This window comes from Clostridium sp., assembly GCF_051654825.1.
GTDB lineage: Bacteria > Bacillota > Clostridia > Clostridiales > Clostridiaceae > Clostridium.
Window position 1 is genome coordinate 1 of record NZ_JBOFYU010000033.1, and the last position, 7,992, is coordinate 7,992.

8 protein-coding genes are annotated in these 7,992 nt (G+C 28.0%); 1 reads left to right on the plus strand and 7 read right to left on the minus strand.

Annotated elements, in window-relative coordinates; all coding sequences use genetic code 11:
* From asnB to ACRDBA_RS01480, 3 genes are all read right to left on the minus strand, one after another.
* The coding region (gene asnB / locus ACRDBA_RS01470) for an asparagine synthase (glutamine-hydrolyzing) (protein WP_438571168.1) at window positions 1-1,562 on the minus strand (1,562 nt) is incomplete at its 3' end.
* A gap of 107 nt (window positions 1,563-1,669) precedes the next feature.
* Window positions 1,670-1,804: a hypothetical protein gene (locus ACRDBA_RS01475; RefSeq protein WP_438571169.1), complete on the minus strand. Its 135-nt coding sequence runs from the start codon at window positions 1,802-1,804 to the stop codon at window positions 1,670-1,672.
* A gap of 159 nt (window positions 1,805-1,963) precedes the next feature.
* Window positions 1,964-3,463, minus strand: coding sequence for a CotH kinase family protein (locus tag ACRDBA_RS01480; protein WP_438571170.1), 1,500 nt, complete (start codon window positions 3,461-3,463; stop codon window positions 1,964-1,966).
* Window positions 3,464-3,662: 199 nt separating this feature from the next.
* Between ACRDBA_RS01480 and ACRDBA_RS01485 the strand changes: the two genes are divergently transcribed.
* Entirely contained in the window at window positions 3,663-4,712 is a 1,050-nt protein-coding gene (locus ACRDBA_RS01485) for an alpha/beta hydrolase-fold protein (protein ID WP_438571171.1), read from the plus strand.
* A 156-nt stretch (window positions 4,713-4,868) separates the two neighbouring features.
* On the opposite strand, the gene ACRDBA_RS01490 is transcribed toward ACRDBA_RS01485, so the two are convergent.
* The 4 genes from ACRDBA_RS01490 to ACRDBA_RS01505 all read right to left on the minus strand — a co-directional run.
* Window positions 4,869-5,381, minus strand: coding sequence for an adenylate kinase (locus ACRDBA_RS01490; protein ID WP_438571172.1), 513 nt, complete (start codon window positions 5,379-5,381; stop codon window positions 4,869-4,871).
* Window positions 5,382-5,456: 75 nt separating this feature from the next.
* Window positions 5,457-5,849 (minus strand): DUF2809 domain-containing protein, encoded by a 393-nt coding sequence (locus ACRDBA_RS01495; RefSeq protein ID WP_438571173.1) that lies wholly within the window; start codon window positions 5,847-5,849, stop codon window positions 5,457-5,459.
* A 10-nt stretch (window positions 5,850-5,859) separates the two neighbouring features.
* Window positions 5,860-6,900: a M42 family metallopeptidase gene (locus ACRDBA_RS01500; RefSeq protein ID WP_438571174.1), complete on the minus strand. Its 1,041-nt coding sequence runs from the start codon at window positions 6,898-6,900 to the stop codon at window positions 5,860-5,862.
* A 459-nt stretch (window positions 6,901-7,359) separates the two neighbouring features.
* On the minus strand, window positions 7,360-7,992 hold a 633-nt coding region (locus ACRDBA_RS01505), incomplete at its 5' end, for a hypothetical protein (protein ID WP_438571175.1).

The window sequence follows — 7,992 nt, forward strand, 5'->3', positions numbered from 1 at the left end:
GGTAATGTTCCTTCTAAAGATTTTCTTAATAGTCCTTTTTCTCTACCATTTAATAATTTTAAGTTTCCAGGAATATTAAAAGCATATTCTACTATTTTATAATCTGCAAAAGGAACTCTTACTTCTAAGCTATTGGCCATACTCATTCTATCTTTTCTATTTAATAAATTAAGCATAAACCATCTTAAATTTAAATAAAATAATTCTCTCATCCTATAATCTAGTTTACTTTCTCCATCTAAATGAGGAACTTCACTTAAATACTTTCTATATTGAGCATCTGCCATTTCTTCTATTTTTAAGCTTTTTAATGAAGGATTTAAGATATTTTTTCTATCTTGGATAAATCTTGACCATGGGAATGTATCTACATATCTTAAATCATCATTAGTAAACCAAGGATAACCTCCAAATAACTCATCTGCACATTCTCCTGATAAAGCTATTACAAAATCCTTTTTTACTTCTTTGCAAAATAAATAAAGTGATGAATCTACATCTGCCATTCCAGGTAAATCTCTTCCTTTTACAGCTTCCTCTAAAGCTTCAACCAATTCTTTATGCTTTAATGTTACTGTTCTATGATCTGTTCCTAAGAATTTTGACATTTCAAGTGCCCAATATTGATCTGATGTTGGTTGATAAAGTGAGCTTTCAAAGTACTTATCATTATCTTCATAATCTATAGAAAAAGTAGTTAGCTTTTTATTTTTCTTTTCATATTCCTTTGCTGCAATTGCAGTAATAGCTGATGAATCTAAACCTCCTGATAAAAATGTACAAAGAGGAACATCCCCCACTAATTGTCTCTTAATTGCATCTTCTAATAATTCTCTAACATGTTCTACAGCTTCTTCTTCTGTTTCATTAAAGTCCTTAGCTTCAAGCTTCCAATAATCCTTAAATCTTATATCATCCTTAGTTAATACTACATACTCTGCTGGTTTAACTTCTTTAATATCTTTATAAACTCCACTTCCTGGTATTACTGCAGGTCCTAATGCAAATATTTCTGTAAGTCCTTCTGCATCAACGGTAGCATCTACTTCTGGATGAGCTAAAACTGTTTTAATTTCTGATCCAAAAATAAATGAACCATTTTTTATAGTATAAAAAAGAGGTTTAACTCCCATTGCATCTCTAGCTAAAATGACTTTGTTTTCTTTTTTATCAAATATTGCAAAGGCGAAGATCCCATTAAATTTTTCTACGCAGCTTTCTCCCCAGCTTATATATGATGTTAATAATACTTCTGTGTCTGAATATGAATTAAACTCATATCCATTTTCTATTAATTCCTTACGTAAGTCATCAGTATTATAAAGCTCACCATTATAAACAACTGTATATTCTCTTCCTTCTACAACCTTAGTCATAGGTTGCTTTCCACCTTCAGGATCTACTACGATTAACCTTCTGTGACCGAACATAATATTATTGCATGTATAATAACCAGATTCATTAGGTCCTCTATCCTTTAAAGTATCAGTCATTTTTTCTAATATATTTTTTTCTTTTAATAAATCTCTTTTAAAATTAACAATCCCTGCTATTCCGCACATAAAATCGCCTTCTTTCATTGCTATATAATTAATAATATGCAATAGGTTCTCAACAGTTCGTTAAAATTATATTAAGATAAAAAATAAATATTAAAAAAGTTAAAGCTTTATGAGTTTTTCTTTATATATATCTTTAATGCCTTTATAAGTAAAACCAATGCATATATACCTAATCCCCAAACAGCTAAAACTAAAGTTATATTGATAAGACTAATCACTGTAATCCCCATCATACCCTCCATATCATTTCCTCCTATTATTAAAAATTTAATTATAAAATTTATATTCTAAATTATTATTATTTATATCATTTATTCATAATCTAATATTAAATACCTTTAAATCACAACATAAGAAATGCCTTCCCTATAGCTTTTACGCTATAAGGAAAGCATTTGAAATTACTTTAAAATTTCATCCACTAACATTTGTAAATCTTCATTATTTACTTTATTATCCTTATTAAAATCCATTTTTAAATTATATTCCCCATAATATTTTGAGAATATTGATAAGTCTCCTATATTTACTTTAGAATCATTATTTAAATCAAATACATTTTTAGGCTCTTCAGGTGGAGTTCCCATATTCTTCTTCATCCACTCTATTCTTTCATTAAGCCAATTTTTCAAATAATCAACTTCTCCTTCATAAGATCCCATAACAACAACATTTGGAGTTACCCACTTGTCTAAAATATCCCATCTTTTAAAGTTTAACTTTTGAGAGTTATCTAAAGCCTTTGCATATTCATCTATTCTATCTGGCATACTTTCAAATAAATCTATTAATTCCCAAAATCTATCTTGTACCATTTCTACAAATTCAGGGTCCTTAAATAAATATAAATACCAGTTATCATTGCTGTATCTCATCCACCATCCTTCTGGTGATTCGTTTTTATATTCTGGAAGAAAATCTTTATAATTAGCATTACCACAACTTATATCAAAATCCCATATTGGTCCCATATGAATTTTTTCATTTCTAGGTTTGTACATATTAACACTTGAGCGGAATGGAGCATCAAAATTTTTAAATACTTCATTTACTAAGTAATAATCTATAAAACTATCTAAATCTATATAATCACTATAATGTTTACCGTTAGCAGTAAAATCCTTTGATACTAAGGTTTGTTCTAATTCATTTATATAGCCCCTAATATAGTTATACTGCTCCTTATTAGGAACCTTTGGACTTTTAAATGTAATAGGTGCTTTAATTAAGTCTGTATAATACCATGTATCTGCATCTCTTCTAAAATCTACTTCAATTAAATATCCCCCTGTAATAACTTCAGGGTCTGTATCAGAATCTTTTAATTCATCTATTTCTACACGATTTTCCTTTACTTCTGTTTGTTCACAAAGCAAGTAATTCCCTACATATTCACCATTTAATATTATTTCTACATATCTTGATTCTGATGTGTATTCAAGACCCATTTCAGTAGCAATATCAAAAGCTAGCCTACTTCTTATTAATGTCTTATCAGCATAATTAGCAAGAAGTACCCATTCTTTTCCTTCTTCCATTCCTAGTAAACCTGCTTTTTTGCCTAGCTTGATTTTATAAGGTTTTTTAGGATGCCCCCAAGTACTATTTCCTCTTCCCCTTATTTGAATATCACCATCATATAATCCTTGGGTAAATTCATCATTTCCATTAATAACCATAGTAGCATTTAAATAATCATCCTTCGATACTATTGGCTTTCCACTTTCAGTATTAATTTCTATTACTGGAAGGTCATATTGTGATAATTTGTTTTTATCCTCTAGATATGATACATTATTTTCCCTTTGTAAAGTACCTGTATTTGTAGTTTCAGCAGCTATACTAGTTCCAGTTGAAGAAACCATAGCTCCAATTAAAGCTATACATAAAAACCTTTTCATAAAATCCCCCTTACCTTTTATATGAACTGTATAAGTTAGGCATAATATTAAAAATTTGATAATTTGATAATTTGTAATAAAATCTGCCTATGTAAACTATATCATATTTTAAAAGTTTTTTCCATATAATATAACTATTGGATATATTGTCTTTTATTTTAGTAAAACATAAATTAAATTTATTTTGGAGGATTATTAAATGTTTAAAAAGCACTTTCTACAAAAATCAAGTTGTTTATTAGCTTTATCTTTATTCTTACTTCAAAACACCTATACTTCAGTATCTGCTCTAACAACTACTAACACACAGGATACTTATCAAATTGAAATTTCAAACATATCTAAAAACGGAGATATAGTATTAGATTCTGGTGTTTGGAAAGATGAATTATATTCAAATGAAAAATATAATCACTCACTTCCATATAGACTTTTTCTACCTAATAACTATGATCCTAATAAAGAATATCCATTAGTACTATTCCTACATGGAGCTGGTGAACGAGGAACTGACAATACTTATCAAATTACTGGTGCTCCTGATGGACCTAACTTATTCGTAAATAAAGCAAACCAAGAAAAATTTCCATCTATAGTTATTGCACCTCAATGCCCTAATGGAGAACAATGGGTTGATACTCCCTGGGAAAATGGCTCTTATAGTTTAGATAATGTTAAAATAAGCGATGAAATGGAAATGGTAATGGATATTATAGACTTAGTTCAAAGTAAATATAATATAGATTCTAATAGATTATATTCAACAGGTATATCCATGGGTGGATATGGAACTTGGAATATAAATATGCTATATCCAGATAAATTTGCTGCAATGGTTCCTATTTGTGGTGCTGCTGACCCAAATAAAGCAGAATTATTAAAGGATAAACCAATTTGGACTTTTCATGGTGATGCTGATAATGTAGTTCCTGTATCAGGGACAAGGGACATGGTTAATGCTATTAAAACTTTAGGTGGAAGCCCTAAATATACTGAATATCCTGGTGTTTATCATAACTCTTGGACAAGAGCCTATTCTACAGAAGGATTATTAGATTGGATATTTTCGCAAGAACTAGAAACAATTATTCCTTGTGACTTTAATAAGGATGGTGTTATAAATTTTAGTGATTTATCTATAGCTTCTAAAAACTATGGCTTAAGTTCTAAGGATCATGATTTAAATGGAAATGGATTAATTGATTCTTATGAAATTGAATATATTACAAATATAGTTTTAAGTAATTAGTTTTTAGCTACAATTATTTTGTTTTCTTGTTACTTTTAAGACTTTGTTTAAAAATAATCTAAAAGTAAGTACAACATAAAGGGATGTCCTCAAAACATCCCTTTAAATCACAACACTTTAATATTATTCCTCAAGTTCCCCTCCGTAAATTGGAATTTATAAACTAGCTTCCACTTGATAACAATCATCAATCAAAATATAATTACAATCATATTTCTCACACATATCCAGATAATAATCATTATCTTCAATCACAGAATCCATTGTACACCATGAGTCATCAATACGATTCTCAATCACGTTAGCATAACTCTTTATATCTGAAAAATGATTTTCAACATATTTTCTACTCATTACAAGGCAATAATATTTAATCTCTTTCAAATATTCATTATCAAAATAATCCTTCCAATAAAAGGGAATGTAACATCCTTCTACCACAAGATTTTGTTTGTTTTCTATTGCTGTCTTTATCATCTCTTTAACAATAGGCCACAAATAATCTACAAGTTCCTTGTCATCTTCTGGAGTCAAATCTGTATTTTCGCTTCGTATTAACCCCATTTTCAAAAGGTCCATAGAAAAGTATGGATATTTGTATTTTTCAAGAAACTTTTGAGCTACTTGAGTTTTCCCTGTATGAGAAGCTCCTGTAATTAAAATAATCATTTTGTAATCATCTCCTATAAATTCTGTATTATTAAATCTAGTAATAATAAATCGTATAGCTTATAAGGAGTTATTCTAATTAACCTTCTTTTGTCTTAAATAAAAATACTCAATAGTTACACCTATTAAAATCCCTATTGTATAGCATATTAAATCACTAAATAAAAAACCGTGTCCTAATATTAATGCTCCTAGTGTAGTTTCCCTAATTGTATTTATCCACTCTGCTCTATATAGCTGTGATATTTCTATTAAAAAAGAAAATGTTAAGGAAACTATAGCTACAAATTTTATCCTTCTTTTAGATAGTAAAAATCCAAATCCTAAATACACCATTAAAGCCCATAATATATCTCCTGAATACTTACTTATTACATAAGGCAAGTATTCACCATATTTTCTAGATGAAATCCCCAATATCATTACTATAATAATTAAAATTAAATATACTACTCTCTTTCTCTTCATAATTTTACTCTTAACTTATATATAACATAATAAGCTTTATAGTATTTTCTAAAGCTGTATAATGAGTTCTTTCCATACCATGAGAAGCATGTACTCCTGGTCCAATAAGAGCTCCCCTTACATCATTTCCGGCTCTTAATGCAGCACTTACATCTGAACCATACATTGGATATATATCTACTGCATAATCAATATCATTATTTTGAGCTAAGTTTATTAATTTTGTAGTCATTTCATAATCATATGGCCCGCTTGAATCCTTTGGACAAATACTTACTTGATATTCACTGCAAGATAAATCATCACCTATACATCCCATATCTACTGCTATTAATTCAGTAATATCGCTTGGTATATATGCTAAACCATGACCAACCTCTTCATAAATAGAAATTAGTATTTTAGTAGTAAACTTAGGCTTTATTCCTTCTCTATTCATAAGCTCTAACATTGCTAATAAAGCTGCAACACTACCCTTGTCATCTATAAATCTAGACTTTATAAATCCACTTTCAGTAATAGTAGTTTTTGTATCAATAAATATAAAGTCTCCTGGTGAAATTCCTAATGCTAAAACATCTTCCTTATTTTTTACTACTTCATCAATTCTAATTTCCATGTTTTTTTCATCTCTAGGTTTAGATTTACTATCTTCAAAAACATGTGCTGCTGGACTAGTACTTAAAAATGTACCTGTATAAATCTTTCCATCCCTTGTTCTAATTTTACAATACTCACCATCTAAAGTTGGTAATAATGGGCCACCAAGTACAGTAAACTTTAAAGTTCCATTTGATGTTATAGACCTAACCATTGCCCCTAAAGTATCTACATGAGCACAAAGCCCTATTGTTTGTTCATTACTATTTCCCTCAATAGTAATTATTCCACAACCTTTATTAGTCTTTTCAAATTTATATCCATAACCCTTTACTATTTCTTCTATTTTATTTATTATTTCAAAACAAAACCCTGTAGGGCTATCAAATTCTAATATTTCCTTTGCTGTTTTTAATAAAAAATCTTTATTTACTGTTAAGTTTTTTTTCATATTTTCCTCCATTTGTTATTTACTTTTTAATATATTTTTATCAATATTCTTAATTAACATCTAATAATATCCATTATATCATTAAAATACCTTTATCTATATAATAAATAATTACAAATCTATAGTTTGTTTCATTATAAAATATTAAAAACACAATATTAAAGTAATTGTGTTTATACCACCAATAAGCCAATTTTATAAAAAATATATTAGTACTACATCAATAAAAAGCTTTTTTTCTATTATTGATAAACTAAAAAAGAAATTTGATTTTGAGTTTTTAAACTTTTGGGATGATGTAGATTTATCAGATGATTATTATACCGATGGATGTCATTTAAATAATTATGGATCTAATGTTATAACAGAAAAAATAAATAACTATCTCTAAAAGAATAAAGCATCTAGTAATCTATAAAAAATTTACCAGATGCTTTTATTATTGTCTTTCTCACATAATTATATTTTCATCCCTTTTATTTCTTGATAAAGGTATGCTGCATATGAATCTGTCATTCCACAAATAAAATCTGTTACTAATAATAATCTTGAATAGTCTTCACTACAATCTTTTTGGTCTATATTATTTTCACATACAAACCTGTAATTCTTAGAAATTAATGAATATAACTTTCCATCATATCCTTTAAAGGGCTTTACACCTTTATTTAATGCCACTGGAATAAATATATCTAATAAACTGTGAATTACATTGTATCCTACAATTTCATTTGAAACTATCTTTTCATTTGTATAAACATAATCCTTAGAAATATTTCTTAAAAACATTGAAATATTTTTAGCCTTTGAGTTTCCTATTAAATCTCCCTGATACTTTCCATCCATAATATCATTATAAGAATAAAGGAATTGTTCTATAACTGAATCCTTTAAATACCTATTAAGCTTTATTATAAAAGATTTTAAGGCATATTCTCCTGGGTCTTCATATCCATATTCTTCTCTTGCTATATCATAGTTTTTTGATAAGTAAAAAGATAAGCTTTCTTCTATAGATTTTTCCTCGTAACCCTCTTCTTTAATAAACTCTTCATACTTCATTTTAAAGATATCATGAGATATTATCTTTTT